This window comes from Nocardiopsis coralli, assembly GCF_014892575.1.
Lineage (GTDB): Bacteria > Actinomycetota > Actinomycetes > Streptosporangiales > Streptosporangiaceae > Nocardiopsis > Nocardiopsis coralli.
Genome location: NZ_JADBGI010000002.1, coordinates 44,515 through 60,475 on the forward strand (window position 1 = coordinate 44,515; position 15,961 = coordinate 60,475).

A 15,961-nucleotide genomic window follows, 5' to 3' on the forward strand; every position below is an offset into this window, starting at 1 on the left:
AGACTGGTGGGCGTGTGGCGGGCGGCGGTCGGTCGGTGACGGGTGTTCTGCGGTCGGGGTGTGCCGCACAGGCCCGGTTCCAGCGCCCCGGCAGGGGCCTGTGGCAGGGCGGTCGGGGCCGGGGCGTACGGCCGTCCGGTACATGCCCGGAGGGGACGGGTCTGAGCGCACCTGACCGGAATCGGCCACCCGTGGGTGGCGCGGGATCGGGGCGCCTGCCGCTCCGGCCGTGTGACTGGCCGCCCCCGTCGACCCACGGTGGGAACGGTGCTGCGCCTGAGGCGCACGCCGGGCACAGCAGCGCGGCGCTACAACACGGCACCTGACCAGGTGGCGGCCGGTGCGGGGCGAACGTATCCAGTGGTGCACCCGCACGAACGGAGCAGCCCCGGGTGGGAACGGGCAGGGACCCGTTCGAGGACGGCGACGGGCGAGCACAGCGACGCGCCACTGAGGCGGCGCGGTTCCCGTCGGTTCCCCGCCGGGATGGGTGGGGCGCAGGTTTCCTGTGGCACGGGTCCGGGCACCGCCGGGGTGTGTCCGATGGCGGTGGAACGAGGGGGCCATGAGCGAACAGAGCCTGGATCCGGCGTCGGTGGCCGAGAGCGAACTGGCCACGGCGCGGGGCGTGTTCCGGACCGTGGCCTTCCGCGACCCGGTCGACCGCAACGAACACCTGGCGCTGGTCGCGGGCGAGCCCGCCGGGGCCGACGACGTGCTCACGCGGGTGCACTCCGAGTGCGTGACCGGGGACGTCTTCTCCGCGCTGCGCTGCGAGTGCGGCGACCAACTCTCCTCAGCGCTGGACACCATCGCCGACCACGGCACCGGGGTCCTGGTCTACCTGCGCGGACACGAGGGACGCGGGATCGGGCTCGTGGACAAGGCCCGCACCATCGCACTGCAGGACAACAGCGGGTTGGACACCGTCGACTCGGCCACCGCCCTGGGCCTGCCCGTGGACGCCCGCGACTACGGCCCCGCCGCCCGTGTGCTGCGCTACCTCGCCGTGCGTTCGGTCCGGCTACTGACCAACAACCCCGACAAGGCGCGCGCACTGACCGCACGCGGGGTCCCCGTGCGTTCACGGGTCCCGCTGCTCGCCCCGGCCCGCCCCGAGAACCTCGGCTACCTGACCGCCAAACGCGACCGGCTCGGCCACGACCTCCCCCACCTGAGGGAGCCCCGTGTCTGAGACCCCTGTGCGGTGGATCGCCGCCGGAGCCGCAGGGCAGGCGGCGCTCCTGGCTGCCCTGCACGCCTGGGTGGGCCTGGCCCCGTCCGCGTGGGCGGCCGGCTCGCTGTACACCCTCGTCGGTGCGTGCCTGCTCGGGTGGGCGGCGCACGGCCGCGGCCTGGGCCCGGCCGACGCGGTGACCACAATGCGAGCGGTGCTCGTGGGCGGGGTGGTGGCCCTGGCCGCGCAGGGCGGCCCCGCCTGGCCCCTGGTGGCGCTGGCCGCGCTCGCGCTGGCCCTGGACCTGGTGGACGGACTCGTGGCCCGGCGCACCGGGACCGCCACGGCCTTCGGCGCCCGCTACGACATGGAGGTGGACGCGTTCGTCCTCGTGGTCCTGGGTGTGCACGTGGCCGCGGACCTGGGCGCGTGGGTGCTGCTGGTGGGCGCGGCCCGGTACGTGTTCTGGGCCGCCTCGGTCCCCTGGCCCTGGCTGGCCGCACCGCTGCCCGAACGGCGCTCACGCAAGGTGGTGGCCGCCGTCCAGGGTGTCGCGCTGGTCGCGGCCGCGGCGCCCGTGGTTCCGGCCCCGGCCGCCGCTGCCCTGGTGGGATCGGCGCTGGCAGCGCTCGTGTGGTCCTTCGGCCGGGACGTGCGGTGGCTGCTCGTGCGTCACCGGGCCCGTGGACGGGGACCGGCCGGCGCGGTGCAGGGGCTCCTGAGAGGGTAGGGACAGCGGCGCGCCGGCTCCGGGTCGCCGCGCCGTGCCCGACCCGAGACCGGCCAGGAAAGGGGTCACCGTGGGACACACCGGCCGCGCGTTCTGGGTGAGCGCCCCCGGCAGGGGCGAGATCCGCGACGTGGACCTGCCCGCTCCGGAGGCGGGCCAGGCCCTGGTCAGATCCTGGTACTCCGGGATCAGCCGGGGCACCGAGACCCTCGTCTTCGACGGGGGCGTGCCCGCCAACCAGTACGGGGTGATGCGGGCGCCCTTCCAGGAGGGGGACTTCCCCGGCCCCCTCAAGTACGGCTACCTCAACGTGGGCGAGGTCGAGCAGGGCCCGGCCGACCTCGTCGGACGCACCGTCTTCACCCTCTTCCCCCACCAGGACCGATTTGTGGTCCCCGTCGAAGCGCTGTCCCTGGTCCCCGACCCGGTTCCGGCCGAACGCGCCGTGCTGGCCGGGACCGTGGAGACCGCCGTCAACGCGCTCTGGGACGCCTCCCCCAAGGTCGGCGACCGGGTCGCGGTCGTGGGCGCGGGCATGGTCGGCTGCTGCGTGGCCCGCCTCGTCTCGCGTGTGCCCGGAACCCGGGTGCAGCTGGTGGACGTGGTGCCCGAACGCGCCGAGACCGCCGACGCGCTCGGGGTGGACTTCGCCTCCCCCGCCGACGCCGACACCGACTGCGACCTGGTCTTCCACACCAGCGCGACCGAGTCCGGGCTGACCCGATCCCTGGACCTGCTCGCGCCCGAGGGCGAGGTCGTGGAGCTCAGCTGGTACGGGGACCGGCAGGTGATACTGCCACTGGGCGAGGACTTCCACTCCCAGCGCTTGGCCGTGCGCGCCAGCCAGGTCGGCATGATCTCCCCCGCCCGCCGATCGCGCTACGACCACGCCGAGCGCCTGGCCCTGGCGCTGCGGCTGCTCGCCGACCCGGCCTTCGACGCGCTGCTGACCGGGCAGAGCCGGTTCGAGGACCTCCCGGAGGTGCTGCCGCGCCTGGCCGACGGGAGCCTTCCGGCGCTGTGCCACCGGGTGGTCTACGACTGACCGGCGCCGCGGACCACAACCGGAACCCGACCAGAGGACCAGAGGAGCAGCACAGCGTGTACAGCGTCACCGTCCGCGACCACATGATGGTCGCGCACAGTTTCCGGGGCGAGGTCTTCGGCCCGGCCCGGGCCCTGCACGGGGCCACGTTCGTGGTCGACGCGACCTTCCGCCGCCGGGACCTGGACCCCGACGGGGTGGTCGTCGACATCGCCGAGGCCGCGCAGATCCTGTCGGCGGTCCTGGGCGGGCTCAACCACCGCAACCTCGACGACGAACCCGACTTCGCCGGGGTCAACACCACCTCCGAGTACCTGGCGGGGGTGGTGGCCCAGCGCGTCGCCGACCGGATGGGCGCCCGTGAGCGGGGGCTGGCCGGGCTCAGCGTGACCCTGCACGAGTCGCACGTGGCCTGGGCCTCCTTCGACCTCGACCTGTGACCGTGTTCGTGGTGCCGGAACCGTCGGCGCCCAGCGGCGGCGACGTCTACGACCGGCGCCTGGCCCAGGCTCTGGCGGCGGCGGGGCGCCCGGTACGGGTGGTCGAGGTACCCGGTTCCTGGCCCGTGCCCTCGGCAGCCGACCGCGCCGGGCTCGCGCGGGCGTTGGACGGCGCGGCCGAGGGCGCTGTGGTGCTCCTGGACGGACTGGTGGCGTGCACAGCCCCCGACGTGCTTGCGGCGCACGAACGCCGGTTGCGGCTGGTGGTCCTGGTGCACCTTCCCTTGGCCCTGGAGGGCGGGCTCACCCCCTCCGAGGCATCCGAGCGCCACACCCTCGAACACCGGGCCCTGGGCTCGGCCGCGCGGTCGGTGGCCACCAGCGACTGGGCCCGCCGCCACCTGCAGGAACAGCACGGCCTGACCCGCGTGGCCACCGTCGCCCCCGGGACCGACCCCGCTCCCCCGGCTCCCGGCACGGACGGGCGCTCCCACCTGGTGTGCGTGGCCTCGCTGACCCCGCGCAAGGGCCACGACGTCCTGCTTTCCGCCCTCACCCGCCTGGACACCGAACCCTGGCACCTGACCTGCGTGGGTCCTGGCACGGGCGCCCACGCCGACCAGCTGCGCGCAACGGTCGCCGAACGCCGATGGCAGGACCGCGTGCGCTTCACCGGGCCCTTGACCGGCACCTACCTGGACCAGGCCCGCGCAGCCGCCGACCTGTGCGTACTCGCCTCCCGCGCGGAGACCTACGGCATGGCGGTGACCGAGTCCCTGGCACGCGCCGTCCCCGTCGTGGCCACACAGACCGGCGGAGTACCCGAGGCGCTGGGCCGCGCGCCCGACGGGTCCCGCCCGGGGATCCTGGTCGCACCCGGCGACCCCGCCGCCCTGGCCGGCGCACTGCACGCGTGGTGCAACGATCCGGGGCTGCGCGAAGGTCTGCGGCGTTCGGCCCGCCTGCGCCGGGGGACCTTGGCAGGATGGGACCGGGCGGCCGAGCAGATGGCCGCCGTGCTCGACCGTGAGAGGTGGCCGTGAGCATCGCGGAGGGGTTCGCGCCCGAGTGGCTGGCCCTGCGGGAGAACGCCGACGCCGAGGCGCGCGCCACCGGACCGCCAACCCTGGTCTACGGCCACGGCGCGCTCGTGGCCGACCTGGGGTGCGGGACCGGGTCCATGGCGCGGTGGTTGGTGCCGCGCCTTCCCGGGTCCGGGCGCTGGCTGCTCGTGGACCGCGACCCCGAACTCCTGGACCTGGCCCGGCGCTCCGTCCCCGTTCCGGCCCGGACCCTGGAAGCGGACCTGGACACACTCCGCCCCGGGGACCTGCACGGCGTGAGCCTGGTGGTGGCCTCGGCGCTGCTCGACCTGCTCACCGAGGACCAGGCCGTGCACCTGGCACGCATCCTCGTCGATCTGGGGTGCCCGGCACTGTTCGCCCTGACCGTGCTGGGCCGGGTGGAACTGTGGCCCGCCGACCCGTGGGACGGGGAGTTCGCCGCGGCCTTCGACGCCCACCAGCGGCGCGGAGGCCGCCTCGGACCCGACGCGGCTCCGCTGCTGACCGAGGTCCTGCACCGGATGGGGCGGCGGGTCCGGCACTTCCCGAGCCCGTGGCACCTGGGCCCGCGCCACCCCGACCTGACCGAGGCATGGCTGCGCGGGTGGGTCGGTGCCGCAGCCGAACACCACCCCGCCCTGCCCGCCCGCGCCTACCTGGAACGGCGCCTGGCCGAGCACGCCGAGGGGCGCCTGCACGCGACGGTGCACCACACCGATCTCGCGGTACTGCCACCCGAGCCGTCGGCGCGGGCGTAGGGCCTGTTTGGCGAACACCGGCCCTCACCGTCACCCGCCGCCGCCCTCAACGGACGCCTTCGGCGCAGCATCTCTGTCTGCGCGACGCTCCAGCGGCACTCTCACGGCGTTCTCATCCGTCAACGGCACTTCCGGGCCGGGCCCCCGCTGTGCGATATTGCTGAGCTTGCGAAGCAGTGCACAGTAGGGGCCTCCTTCTTCGGCCTTGCGATAGCACCACTGGATACGCCCACCCGTGCCACGGTGGGACGCGAGACCGGTTGAGGGCCGGGGCGCCGGGGAGACCAGGGGTGAGGGGCCGTGGGGGCGGCCGGCCGGGTTCGGGCCGGAACGTCGGCACCGTCGGAGAAGGGACCGAGTGAGCACTGCAGCAGGGGGAAGCGCGGCACCGGTGTACGACCGTGACCGGTCCGCGCAAGACTCGTCCCGGGGAGGCACCGAGGGCCGATCGGTGCGGTCCCGGCAGGGCCGGGGCGGTGCGTGGCTGCGCGCGGCCGTGGGCGGCGCCGTGCTGCTCGCGGTGGTCTGGTGGTTCCCCGCGGAGGCCTTCACCTCGGCCTTCGCCGCTCTGCAGCCGTCCGTCCTGCTCTGGGCGCTGTGTGTGGGCGCGGTGACGACGGTGGCCAGTGCGGCCCGCTGGACCGTGGTCGCACGTGCGGTGGGCCTGCGGCTCTCGGGACCGCGGGCGGTGGCCGATTATTACCTGGCGATGCTGCTGAACGCGGTCCTGCCCGCGGGTGTGCTCGGCGACGTGCACCGCGCGGTCAGCCACGGGCGCGACACCGGTGAACTGGGGCGCGGGGTGCGCGCGGTGGTCCTGGAACGGGTGGCGGGGCAGATGGTGCTGGCGGCCGCCGCGGTCCTGGTGCTGGTCACGCTCCCGGCGGCGCTCCTGGGCCCGGGTCTGGGGGCGGTGGCGGTCCCGGCCGGAGCGGTGGCCGCGGTGCTGGCCGCGGGTGCGGTCGGGCTGCGCCTGGGCCGCAAACGCCGACCGCGGTGGTGGCGTGCCCTGCGCACGAGCGCCCTGGAGGCCCGCGCCGGACTGGTCGGACACGCGCCCGCGGTCGTGGTGCTGTCGGCGGTGGCCCTGGCCGGGCACGTGGGCCTGTTCCTGGTCGCCGCGTCCGCCGCGGGTGCGACTGCTCCCCTCACCCAGTTGGTGCCGCTGGCGGTGGTGGCGTTGCTGGCGATGAGCGTCCCGGTGAACGTGGGCGGGTGGGGTCCGCGGGAGGCCGCCACCGCTGCGGCCTTCGCCGCGGCCGGGCTCGGGGCCCAGGCGGGTGTGACGGTCTCGGTGGTCTACGGTCTGCTGGCCCTGGTCGCGGCCGCCCCGGGGCTGGTGGTCCTGGTGGCGCGTGCGCTGGGTACCCGGCGAGCCGGCCCTACGGCGGGGTCGGACCGGGGTCCCCGGTCAGCGCCTGCAGGTGGCCGGCGAAGCGCCGGGTGAGCGAGGCCAGCACCACCCGCCCCTTGTCGGCCCGGGCCAGGGAGGGCCGTCCCACCACACCGGACGGGGCGTAGGGGGCCAGCCCGAGCACGCCCATGTGGTCGCGCGGCCCGGTCAGGTGGTCGGCGTCGCGGTACCCGGGGCGCACCAGGTGCGGGGCCGCGTGCAGCAGCACGGAGGTCTCCAGTTCCCCGGCGTGCATGTCGGTGTCGTTGTCGGTGGCCAGTCCGGCCTCCGAACGCGCGGCCTCCCACTCCTGAGGTCCGGGGAAGAGCGCGATCCTCCCGCCCGAGGCCTGCGCGGTGTTGGCGAGCACGTGGTTGCCGCCGTGTCCGTTGACCACCGCCAGCCGCGCCGGTTCCAGGGAGGCGGCGATGTCGGTGACGACCGCGTCGAGGGTGCGCGCGGACACGCTCACCGTGCCGGGCCAGGCGGCGTGCTCGTGGGAGCACCCGAACGTGAGCGGGGGCAGCGTCCGCACGGGGTACGCGCGCGCCAGTTCCCGGGCCAGGACGCAGGCCACGACGGTGTCGGTCACCAGGGGCAGGTGTGCGCCGTGCTGTTCGAGGCTGCCGACCGGGAGGAGGGCGACCCGGGCGTCGCGGGCGCCCTCCTCGGGGCCGGTGGTCAGGGGCAGGGCGCCGTACTCGCTCTCGTGCATGGGTTCGGTCTTCCCTCGGGCGAGGGGACAGACCCGTGTCCGAGCGCCGGCAGGCGGGTCAGGTGATCTCCGCGCGCCGTGGGCACCTCGATCTGGCAGGTGCCGCCCCAGGCCAGTGTCACCGTGCCCATCATCGAGGTGGTCACCTCACCCCGGCCGGTGGAACGTTCGTAGAAGGAGCTGTACGCCGGGGTGGGGAACCCCCGGACGTCGTGGGGTCGGAGGCGTTCGTCGACTGACTGGCGGCCTTCACCCGCCGCTCCGGCTGACACCGGCCGTTTTCGGCGCACTAAACTCGCAACAGTGACCCCAGCAAACGACATCGTCGCCCGCAATGTGCAACTCCTGCGGGAACAGCGCGGACTCTCCCTGGCCGAACTCGCCCGCCGGGCGGGGGTCGCCAAGCAGACCGTCTCCAAGCTCGAACTCGGGACCGGAAACCCCACCGTGGACACGCTCCATGCGCTCTCCCAGGCGTTGGAGGTCCCTCTCACCCGGTTGTTGGCGGCCCCGGCCCAGCTGGTCATGGTCCAGCGCGACGGCGAGGCCCACTGGAACCGGGACGAGGGCCACTCCAGTCGGGAGCTGGACCACATCTACGGCTCCGGGATGATCGAGAACTACCTGCTGCGGGTCGAGACCGGCCAGGAGATCATCATCGAGCCGCACCCGCCGGGCACCCTGGAGCACCTGTACGTGATCGAGGGTCCGGTGCAGGTCGGCCCGGCCGACGAGCCCATCGATCTGGCCCCGGGGGATTTCGCGCGATACCCGGGCGACCGCACGCACGTGTTCCGCACGCTCGGGCAGCCGTGTGTGATGCACCTGGTCGTGAGTGTCCCCCGGTCCCACCCGGGCAGCGCGACCCCGGCCTCGCGGTCGACCCGCGGCTCGCACCGCCTGGCCGACCACGTGCAAGGCGAGGAGCACTGAACCGGGCACGGGAACGGCCCTGCCGGTGGAGGTCTCCGCTCCCCGGCAGGGCCGCTGCGCCGTATGTCGTGCTGGGTCGGCCGCTCAGCCCCGGCCGAGCAGCATCAGCCCGTGGGTACCGTCGGCCTCGTCCACCTCGGTGACGAACACGAACCCGGCTTCTTCCAGCAGGGCCATCAGGGAAAGGTCGGTCAGCGGGCACGGTGCCACGATCCTGCGGCACCGAGGGTCCTGCTCGAGCAGGACCGACGTGAGTGCTCCGAGGGCTGCCACGGCGTCCGAGGCCGACCCGCGGTCCACGACCTCGAGCACGATGTCGCGGGCGCCGACCGGGTAGGAGCGCGCCCACCGCCCGTGCACCGCGCGGGAGAGCGCGACCCGGACCGCCTCACCCTCGCGCGGGTGCATGGTCAGGGACAGCACCCGCGTCCCGTCGGCGAACCTCGGGTCCTCGATCTGCTCGGGGGCCCAACCGACGAGCCCTTCGGGAACGGGGACCGGTCCGCCCCGGTCGTAGTCCACCGGTGTGTCCATACGCCCTCCGTGTGTCGTGGCGGCAGTCCCGGGTGCAGCCATCAGCCCGCCCCCGTTGCCTGCCGGTCCCGGGCGGCCTCCTGCCGGGAGACCCACTCGCGCAGGTGGCGTTTGTCGAGCTTGCCACTGGCGTTGCGGGGCACCGCATCGGTGACCAGGAGCGAGCGCGGCAGTTTGTACCGCGCCAGGGAGTGCCCGCAGTGTTCGCGGACCTCCTCCAGCGTGGGTTCGGGGCCGGACCCGGTGCACGAGACGACGGCCACGACCCTCTCGCCCCAGTCCGGGTCGGGGCGACCGACCACCGCCGCGTCGGTCACACGGGGATGTTCCACGAGCACCCGTTCGACCTCGGCCGGGTACACGTTCTCCCCGCCGGAGATCACCATGTCCTTGAGACGGTCCACGATGAACAGGTCCCCGTCCGCGTCCACGTGGCCGATGTCGCCGCTGCGGAACCAACCGTCGCGGAAGGCGGCCCGGGTGGCCTCCTCGTTGTGCCAGTACCCGGGCGTCACGTTGGGTCCGCGCACCTCCACCTCACCGGCCGCACCGGGGCCGGTGACGGGGGTTCCGGTGGCCGGGTCGACCAGGCGCACCTGCCCGTAGGGCATAGCGGTCCCGGCCGAGGCGGGTTTCTTCGAGGACAGGTGCGGGGGCAGGAACGTCGCGAACGGGGCGGTCTCGGTCAGCCCCCAGGCCTGCTGCAGCCGCACGCCCGCCTTCTCGTACTCCAGGACCAGGCTGGGCGGCACCGGCGCGCCCGCGACCACCGGCGCCCGAAGCTCTGACAGATCGGCGTCGGCGAACCCGGGCTGCCGGGCGATGGCGGCGTACATCGCGGGCACGGCGAAGACCGTGTTGATCCGGTACCCGGTGAGATCCGTGAGCGCCGCCGCGGGGTCGAAGGAGCGCCGCACCACGACCGTGCCGCCGAGGGAGAGCGTGCCAAGGGTCAGGGCGTTGAGGCCGCCGATGTGGAACATCGGAGCGGCCGCGTAGGTGGTCTCACCAGGAACGTGCCCCACGGCCGAGGCGACGTTGAGCTGGTTCCACCACAGGTTGCCGTGGGTGAGCACCACACCCTTGGGGCGCCCGGTGGTTCCGGAGGTGTACATCAGGACGGCGAGCTCGTCGCTGCCCACCGTCGCCGGTGCGGGGATCCCCGCACCGCTGTCGGCCACACGCGAGAGGCGTTCCCACCCCGGTGCGGGGTCGGCCGCAGGCACGTGGGGGTCGGTGTCGACCAGCACACGCACCGGGGTGGGCAGCCGGGACACGATCTGCTCGACGAGTTCCCGGTGCCCCTCTTCGACGACCAGAACACGCGGTCCGGCGTCGGCCAGGACGACCTCGACCTCGGGTGCGGCCAACCGGAAGTTCACCGGGACGAACACGGCGCCGATCCGGGTGGCGGCCACGAGGGTCTCCAGCAGGGTGGCGCTGTTCAGTCCCAGGTAGGCGATCCGGTCCCCGCGCTTGAGCCCGGCCGCGGCCAGCCCCGCCGCGAACTCGGCTGTGCGCCGTTCCAGTTCGGCGAAGGTGGTGGTGTCCCCCTCGTAGACCAGGGCGGTGGTGTCGGGCCGGGCGCCGGCGATCCGGGCTACGGAAGCGGCGATACCGGGTGGCTGTGGTGTGACGGTCATGTTCATCTCCTGCGGGGAGGGGAGAAGGGGAAAGCGGTCACAGGTCGGCCCCTCCCGCCGGGGTCGCGAACCCCCGGACGGCGATGCCCCCGTCGACGGGGACGACGGTCCCGGTGACGTTGCCGCTGTCGCGCCGAGACGCCAGGAGGACGTAGGGGCCGGTGAAGTCCTCGGGTTCGGTGGTGGACTCGTAGAGCGGGACCATGGGCGCGGACCCCCCGCGGGCGGCAGCCTTGTCGAAGGACCGGGAGATGCTGCGCCCGCCCAGGTCCAGGCTGGCGGGACCGCGCAGGTCGGTGCGCATGCCGCCGGGGGCGACGGCGTTGACACGCACCTTGGGGGCCAGCTCGTAGGCCAGTTCACGCATGAGGCCGAGCCCGGCGTGCTTGCTGGCGGTGTAGAGCGGGCCTCCCCCGTTGGGCCAGAAGGAGGCGTTGGACAGGGTGAAGACGATGCTGCCGCGGGAGGCCACGAGCGACTTCCAGGCGGCCTGGGCAGCGAGCAGGTAACCCAGGACGTTGACGTGGAAGAGTTCGTCGAAGGCGGCAGTGGGATCGTCCTCCCCCAGCCGGGTGAGGGTGCGGTGGTAGTCCCAGATCCCGGCGTTGGGCACGAGGGTGTCCAGGCCGCCGAAGGCCTCCTCGGCGGTGGCCACGGCGGCGCGCAGGTCCTCCAGCGAGGTGACGTCGCCGTGCACGGCTCGGACGGTGTCGGTGCCGTGGTCCTTCTCGAGGACGGCGAGCTTGTCGGGGTCGTGGTCCACGACGGTGACGCGGGCGCCCTCTTCCACGAACCGGTCGGTGAGGGCGCGGCCGAGCCCGGAACCGCCCCCGGTGACGAGGATGCTGTCGCCGTCGAGCCAGCCGCGGCGGCCTGCTGCGGGGGTGTCACTCATCGCCGTCCTCCAGGAAGTCTCGCACGAGCCGATCGAACTCACTGCGGCGCTCCAGCTGCACCCAGTGGCCGCAGTTGGCGAAGACGTGCAGCTGCACGTCACGGATCTGCTTGAGCATGATCTGCGCGCCCTCGAGGGTGATGGTGCGGTCGTCGCGGCCCCACAGCAGGAGGGTGGGGGCCTTCACCAGGTGCAGGTCGCGCCAGAGGGGGTCCAGGCCGCGGCGTTCGGCGAAGGAGGCGTTGAGCACGTGGTAGAAGTCCTGGTGCTCGGGGTCGAGAGAGGCCTGGTAGCGCTCCTCCAGGGTCTCTTCGGGGATCTGCTTCGCGTTGTGCAGCATCACGCGCAGGTAGGTGCGCATCTTCTTCTGGCTGGGCCCGGAGCCGTTGAAGTACCGGAACATCTCCTTCTGCCCCTCGGTGGGGGTGGGGCCGAAGGGCAACCAACCTCCGCCGGGCGCCATGAGGACCAGCCGCTCGACGCGTTCGGGGGCGCGCTGGGCCAGGGCGAGGGCTGCGGCCCCGCCCAGACTGTTGCCGAGCAGGTGGGCGCGGCCGATGCCGAGGGCGTCCAGGACCTCCAGCAGGGCGGTCACGGTGTAGCCGGTGATGCCTTCACCGTCGCGTAGCTGCTCGGCGGTGGGCTTGTGGGAGCGTCCGAAGCCGGGCTGGTCCACGAGCAGGACCCGGAACCGGGGCGTGAGCGCGGCGAGGTTCTGATGGTAGTTGCTGTACCCGGAAGCTCCGGGGCCGCCGCCGTGCAGCATGACCAGCGGGGTTCCACTGCCGGCCTCCTGGACGAAGATCGGGCCCAGGGAGGTGTCGACGGTGTGTTCGGTCAGTGCCGGGCCGGCAGCGGTGTCCGCCCAGGTGGTGGCCACAGGGGTCATGGCTCTCCTGCCTCTAGAAGAAGGTGCTGATGTTCTTGGCGAGCAGGACGTTCTGCTCGAGGAGGATGGTGCGGCGGGCCACGCGCAGGCTCCCGTCGGCCTCGCGCCGCAGCAGGTCGGTGCGCCCGCCCGAGTACAGGTCGACCTCGTGCTCGAGGCGGTTGCGGTAGACGAGGAACCCGGTCTCGGCGACGTAGTGGGCGTGCTCGCGCGCGGTCTCCTCCGATACGCCCTGTTCGACAGCCTCGTCCTCCTCGGCGGGGCGCACCAGGAGGTTGGTGATGAGGTGTCGGGTGCGGGAGGGCGGGTCCTCGGCCCAGGCCATCCCGGACTCGAACCGGCGCACGCGCCAGGCCAGGCTGTCCTTGGTCTCGTCGAAGAAGGCGGCGCCGCCGGGGGCCGAGACCGACAGGCGTTGCTGGCGGCGCAGCCGGTTGGTGCGGGTGGGCGCCCAGTAGACGAGGTCTTCGGTGAACAGGTCCAGCCAGTCGCCGAACCGGTCGCCGTCCAGGTAGCGGGCCTCGTTGGCGTAGAGGACGTGGACCTCGAAGTGCAGCTCCATCGCCCGGGTACCGGTCGAGGGCGCCTGTGCGGGGGCCGCAGCGGGTGTGCTCACAGCGCCCCTCCTTTCAGCGGGAACGTACGGCTGCGGGTCGGCGCAGCAGGGACTTGAGGGGCCGGACGATGTCGGCCAGGGCATCGGCCTCCACGGGCACGGCGCGGTCGACGAGCCTGCGTGCAGCTCGGATGTCGTGGGGCCGGTCGAGGGATGCGGCGGCCACGCAGCGGTCGCCGCGCAGGCCGAAGACGGTGAAGGAGCCGCTGTCGACGTCTCCTCTGACGACGGTGTGGTCGGCCTCGGACATGGTGCCGACGGCTTCCAGGTGGACGCCGTGGCGGTCTGACCAGAACCAAGGGGCTCCCTGGGCGGGGACCGGGTTCCCGAGGATCGATGCGGCCGCGGCCCCGGCGTCCTTCAGCGCGTTCTCCCAGTGCTCGCCGTGTTGGGGACGTTCTTCGGTGCCGGGGTGGGCCTGGGCCAGGTCGCCGACCGCGTACACGCCGGGCGCGGAGGTGGCCCGCCGGGCGTCGACGAGCACACCCCGGTCGGTCTCGAGGCCGGCGTCCGCGGCCAGGGAGGGATCCGGGTCGGTACCGATTCCGGTCAGGAGCACGTCGGCGGTGACCTTCTCAGGGCCGCCCGCGGTGTCGACAGTGCAGGTGAGGGTCCCGTCGGAGCCCTCGTGGACCTGTCCGAGCGCGCCCTGGAGGGTGCGCACGCCGTTGCTGTGGTGCAGGCCGTGCAAGGCGGTGGCGATCTGCTCGCCCAGGAGGGGCACGAGGGGGACACCGACCGGGTCGATCACGGTGACCGACGCACCCAGCGCGCCGGCAGCGGCAGCGGCCTCGGCCCCGATGAGGCCGGCGCCCACGCACAGCACCCGGGTTCCAGGGGCGAGGGCGGCGCGCAGGCCCCTGGCGTCGTCGAGGGTACGCAGGACGTGGGTGCGTTCGGGGCGCACGAGCGCGGCCGGGAGACGACGGGGCACGCCGCCGGTGGCCAGGACCACGGCTCCGGCCCGGACCTGCTCGCCCCGTTCCGTGAGCACGGTCGGCCCGGCGGGGTCGAGGGAGACCACGCGTTCGCCCAGGTACAGGTCGATGTCGTGGTCGGTGTACCACTGGGCGGGGCGCAGGGCGGCCTCGTCGTAGGTGATGCGGCCGAGGAGGACGTCCTTGCTGAGCGGGGGCCGGTCGTAGGGCGGGTGTTCCTCGGCCGAGAGCAGGGTGACACGACCGGTGAAGCCCTGGGCGCGCAGTTCGGCGGCGGTGCTGACCGCGGCGAGGCCACCGCCGACCACGCACACGCTGTCGGGGACGGCACTCATGTGCTGCTCCCGGGGTGGAGCCAGAGCCCGTCGTCGCCGATCTCGACCTTGTGGGTGCGCGCGTTCTCGGTGGCCGGCATGCACAGGGCCTCGCCGGTGCTGAGGCAGAAGCGCCCGCTGTGCATCGGGCACTCGACCTCGCCGTCCTCGATCCAGCCGTCGGCCAGGGAGGCCTCGGCGTGGGTGCAGGTGTCGTCGAGGGCGTAGAATTCGCCGTCGCAGTGGAAGACGGCGATCCCGTCCCCGGTGCCGGTCCGTTCGGCGGGCACGACCACGGCCTCGCCGTCCTCGATGTCCTCGGGGACCCCGACATGGATCGCTCGAACGGTCTCAGTCACGGTCGCCCTCCGGGGTCGTGTGGTTCTCGTGCCAGGCCGGTGTGTTCATCAGGTCGCGCCAGCGCGCGTAGAACCCGCGGGCGGCGTTGTCGCTGTAGAGTTCACCGACCCGGCCCGGGTAGTCCGGGTCGTGGTCGTCGTGGATTCCCAGGCCCATCTGGTAGTTGAGCGGGGTCCGGTTGGAGACGAACCCGCGGGAGACCGCCTGGATCTCGCTCCAGTTCTCGCCGTCGTCCTGCTCGAAGATGCCGCTGGGCCCGAAGGTCCGCAGGTTGTAGCGGCGCTGGGCCTGCTTGACCTCCTCGGGCATGTTCTTGTCGACCAGCACCCAGGTCCACACCTCCATGCGGTCGGGCCCCTTGGGGTGCCAGACGCGGATGGTGCCGTTGACGGGCAAGTAGGAGAAGTTCGGAAAGACCGTCGCGTGGCCGGTGGTCATGGGACCCTCGACCCGGGCCGAACCGAGGCGTTCGCGCAGCTGGTCGTAGTCGTAGTGCTCGTGGACCGCGGCGTCGTCGAAGCGGCTGCGCGGGTGCACGGGGAACCCGGCCCCGTGCCCGAGCGGTGAGGTGAACTGGCGCCCGGGGGTGTTGGCGATCTCGGTCTTGGGCCCCTTGCCGGTGGGAGACATGACCATCAGCGCCGAGGCGTGGGCCATGTTGACGTGGTACCAGTCGCTGGCGAACTGTTCGGCGGCGAGCTTCCAGTTGCCTTCGAGCACCCACTTGGTGACGCCGTCGACGACCTCCGTGCCCTCGGGGTCGCGGTCGAGGAAGGCGTCCATGTACCAGGCCATGTCGCCGAGCGCCTCGATGAGGTCTGGGGCCTCGGGGTTCCAGGTGCCGAAGACGAGTCCGCGGTGGTTCTGGACCCGGGCGACCTCGCGCAGCCCCCAGTCGGCGGTGTCGAAGTGGTCCGGATAGGCCTCGGCGTTGGGGACGTTGACCAGGTTTCCCGACAGGTCGTAACCCCAGCCGTGGTAGCTGCAGGTGAAGTTGCGGGTGGTCCCGGCGTCGGCCCGGCACAGGCGCATGCCGCGGTGGCGGCAGGTGTTGAGGAAGGCCCGCACGGTGCGGTCCTTGCCCCGGACCACGACGACGGGGTCCTCGCCCATGTAGGTGGTGAAGAAGTCCCCCGGTTTGGGCAGCTGGCTCTCGTGGGCCAGGAAGAGCCAGCTCGGAGCGAAGACCCTGCGCAGTTCCTGCTGGTAGAGGCCTTCGTCCTTCCAGATGCGCCGGTCGATCACACCCCGTTCGATGTCGAGGTAGGCGCCGGCGTCTGCGGAGGGCGGAGAGTGTGCCCGCCAACTCCGTCCCGCAGGGGGTTCTGTGATGGTCACGGTCTCCTCCGAGGTGTTTCCGGTGCGAGCGGCGCGGTGGGTCTGTGCGCCGCACGTCACACACATCACCGTGTCGGCGGGCGGCTTGACCATCCGTCGTGCCGGATCGCGGAACAGGGACGACGGCTCCGCGAAACGCTCCGGAAAAACTCCGTTCGCAGGGGTGTCATTTTTAGGTG

The 15,961-nt window shown here is 73.1% G+C and carries 17 protein-coding genes; 8 read left to right on the forward strand and 9 right to left on the reverse strand.

Going from position 1 to position 15,961, the window contains the following annotated elements; translation table 11 throughout:
- Positions 1 to 565 precede the first annotated feature (565 nt).
- The 7 genes from IDM40_RS02155 to IDM40_RS02185 all read left to right on the forward strand — a co-directional run bounded on the left by IDM40_RS02155 (position 566) and on the right by IDM40_RS02185 (position 6,661).
- Positions 566 to 1,195 carry a GTP cyclohydrolase II gene (locus tag IDM40_RS02155; protein WP_193120178.1) on the forward strand — a complete coding sequence of 210 codons (630 nt, stop codon included), beginning with the start codon at positions 566 to 568 and terminating at the stop codon, positions 1,193 to 1,195.
- Positions 1,188 to 1,907, forward strand: a complete 720-nt coding sequence (locus tag IDM40_RS02160) for a CDP-alcohol phosphatidyltransferase family protein (protein WP_328806913.1) — start codon at positions 1,188 to 1,190, stop codon at positions 1,905 to 1,907. Before IDM40_RS02155 ends, IDM40_RS02160 begins: the two co-directional genes overlap by 8 nt.
- A gap of 70 nt (positions 1,908 to 1,977) precedes the next feature.
- On the forward strand, positions 1,978 to 2,952 hold the full coding sequence (locus IDM40_RS02165; protein WP_193120179.1) for a zinc-dependent alcohol dehydrogenase: 975 nt from the start codon (positions 1,978 to 1,980) through the stop codon (positions 2,950 to 2,952).
- Positions 2,953 to 3,008: 56 nt separating this feature from the next.
- Positions 3,009 to 3,392: a 6-pyruvoyl trahydropterin synthase family protein gene (locus IDM40_RS02170; protein ID WP_193120180.1), complete on the forward strand. Its 384-nt coding sequence runs from the start codon at positions 3,009 to 3,011 to the stop codon at positions 3,390 to 3,392.
- A gap of 2 nt (positions 3,393 to 3,394) precedes the next feature.
- On the forward strand, positions 3,395 to 4,435 hold the full coding sequence (locus IDM40_RS02175) for a glycosyltransferase family 4 protein (RefSeq protein WP_193120414.1): 1,041 nt from the start codon (positions 3,395 to 3,397) through the stop codon (positions 4,433 to 4,435).
- Entirely contained in the window at positions 4,432 to 5,214 is a 783-nt protein-coding gene (locus IDM40_RS02180; RefSeq protein WP_193120181.1) for a methyltransferase domain-containing protein, read from the forward strand. The genes IDM40_RS02175 and IDM40_RS02180 overlap by 4 nt, the downstream gene beginning before the upstream one ends.
- 358 nt (positions 5,215 to 5,572) lie before the next feature.
- Positions 5,573 to 6,661 (forward strand): lysylphosphatidylglycerol synthase transmembrane domain-containing protein, encoded by a 1,089-nt coding sequence (locus IDM40_RS02185; protein WP_328806915.1) that lies wholly within the window; start codon positions 5,573 to 5,575, stop codon positions 6,659 to 6,661.
- Here the strand turns inward: IDM40_RS02185 and IDM40_RS02190 are convergent.
- A complete protein-coding gene (locus IDM40_RS02190; RefSeq protein ID WP_193120182.1) occupies positions 6,597 to 7,322 on the reverse strand; it encodes a creatininase family protein in 726 nt (241 codons plus the stop codon). The two genes, IDM40_RS02185 and IDM40_RS02190, sit on opposite strands and share 65 nt — an antisense overlap.
- Positions 7,323 to 7,625: 303 nt before the next feature.
- On the opposite strand from IDM40_RS02190, the gene IDM40_RS02195 reads away from it, so the two are divergent.
- Positions 7,626 to 8,255 carry a helix-turn-helix domain-containing protein gene (locus tag IDM40_RS02195; protein WP_193120183.1) on the forward strand — a complete coding sequence of 210 codons (630 nt, stop codon included), beginning with the start codon at positions 7,626 to 7,628 and terminating at the stop codon, positions 8,253 to 8,255.
- An 84-nt stretch (positions 8,256 to 8,339) separates the two neighbouring features.
- On the opposite strand, the gene IDM40_RS02200 is transcribed toward IDM40_RS02195, so the two are convergent.
- Genes IDM40_RS02200 through IDM40_RS02235 form a run of 8 tightly spaced genes read right to left on the reverse strand, consistent with a single transcriptional unit; the run spans position 8,340 to position 15,782 of the window.
- Positions 8,340 to 8,789, reverse strand: a complete 450-nt coding sequence (locus IDM40_RS02200; protein WP_193120184.1) for a hypothetical protein — start codon at positions 8,787 to 8,789, stop codon at positions 8,340 to 8,342.
- 41 nt (positions 8,790 to 8,830) lie between these two features.
- Positions 8,831 to 10,432, reverse strand: a complete 1,602-nt coding sequence (locus IDM40_RS02205) for a long-chain-fatty-acid--CoA ligase (protein WP_193120185.1) — start codon at positions 10,430 to 10,432, stop codon at positions 8,831 to 8,833.
- Between the two features lie 37 nt (positions 10,433 to 10,469).
- Entirely contained in the window at positions 10,470 to 11,327 is an 858-nt protein-coding gene (gene hcaB, locus IDM40_RS02210; protein WP_193120186.1) for a 3-(cis-5,6-dihydroxycyclohexa-1,3-dien-1-yl)propanoate dehydrogenase, read from the reverse strand.
- The gene (locus tag IDM40_RS02215) at positions 11,320 to 12,216 is read right to left on the reverse strand and encodes an alpha/beta fold hydrolase (RefSeq protein WP_193120187.1); all 897 of its coding nucleotides are present in this window, start codon (positions 12,214 to 12,216) and stop codon (positions 11,320 to 11,322) included. Before IDM40_RS02215 ends, hcaB begins: the two co-directional genes overlap by 8 nt.
- 13 nt (positions 12,217 to 12,229) lie before the next feature.
- Positions 12,230 to 12,832, reverse strand: a complete 603-nt coding sequence (locus IDM40_RS02220; RefSeq protein ID WP_216630237.1) for a 3-phenylpropionate/cinnamic acid dioxygenase subunit beta — start codon at positions 12,830 to 12,832, stop codon at positions 12,230 to 12,232.
- A gap of 13 nt (positions 12,833 to 12,845) precedes the next feature.
- On the reverse strand, positions 12,846 to 14,105 hold the full coding sequence (locus IDM40_RS02225; RefSeq protein ID WP_193120188.1) for an NAD(P)/FAD-dependent oxidoreductase: 1,260 nt from the start codon (positions 14,103 to 14,105) through the stop codon (positions 12,846 to 12,848).
- On the reverse strand, positions 14,102 to 14,443 hold the full coding sequence (locus tag IDM40_RS02230) for a bifunctional 3-phenylpropionate/cinnamic acid dioxygenase ferredoxin subunit (protein ID WP_193120189.1): 342 nt from the start codon (positions 14,441 to 14,443) through the stop codon (positions 14,102 to 14,104). The genes IDM40_RS02225 and IDM40_RS02230 overlap by 4 nt, the downstream gene beginning before the upstream one ends.
- Positions 14,436 to 15,782: an aromatic ring-hydroxylating dioxygenase subunit alpha gene (locus IDM40_RS02235; protein ID WP_216630238.1), complete on the reverse strand. Its 1,347-nt coding sequence runs from the start codon at positions 15,780 to 15,782 to the stop codon at positions 14,436 to 14,438. Before IDM40_RS02235 ends, IDM40_RS02230 begins: the two co-directional genes overlap by 8 nt.
- Between the last annotated feature and the right edge of the window lie 179 nt (positions 15,783 to 15,961).